At 63.5% G+C, this 406-nt stretch carries 1 pseudogene; it reads right to left on the bottom strand.

Features of this window, described 5'->3' with window-relative positions:
* Nucleotides 1-406 (bottom strand): annotated as a pseudogene (locus tag AB3X98_RS42105) (IS5 family transposase); the annotation flags it as partial.

The following is a 406-nucleotide window of genomic DNA, read 5'->3' as shown; positions in this document are numbered from 1 at the left end:
GCTCGCCTTTCCAGTCAGTGTCGGCGTTGCGGCCACCGCCGGCCGGCGGACCATCGTCCGGGCCGTCCTTGCTGCGGAAGCTCTTGTGACTGGCCCACGCCTGAATCAGCGTGCCGTCCACCGAGAACTGGTCTCTCGACAGCAAGCCCTGCTTGTCCGCCAGGCTCATGACTTCGGTGAAGAACGCTTCCACGACTTCATGCTCCAGCAACCGGTCGCGGTTCTTCGAGAACACCGAGTGGTCCCACACGGCGTCCTCAATCGCCAGCCCGACAAACTAGCGGAACAGCAGGTTGTAGCGCATCTGCTCCATCAGCATGCGCTCGCTGCGCACCGAGTAGAACACCTGCAACAGCAGCGCCCGCATCAGCTTCTCAGGCGCAATCGAGACACGGCCGGTGTCCGC

The organism is Paraburkholderia sp. BR14312 (genome assembly GCF_040948675.1).
GTDB lineage: Bacteria > Pseudomonadota > Gammaproteobacteria > Burkholderiales > Burkholderiaceae > Paraburkholderia > Paraburkholderia nodosa_A.
Note: the sequence above shows the minus strand (reverse complement) of the source record. Positions and strands in the feature narration are given on the sequence as shown.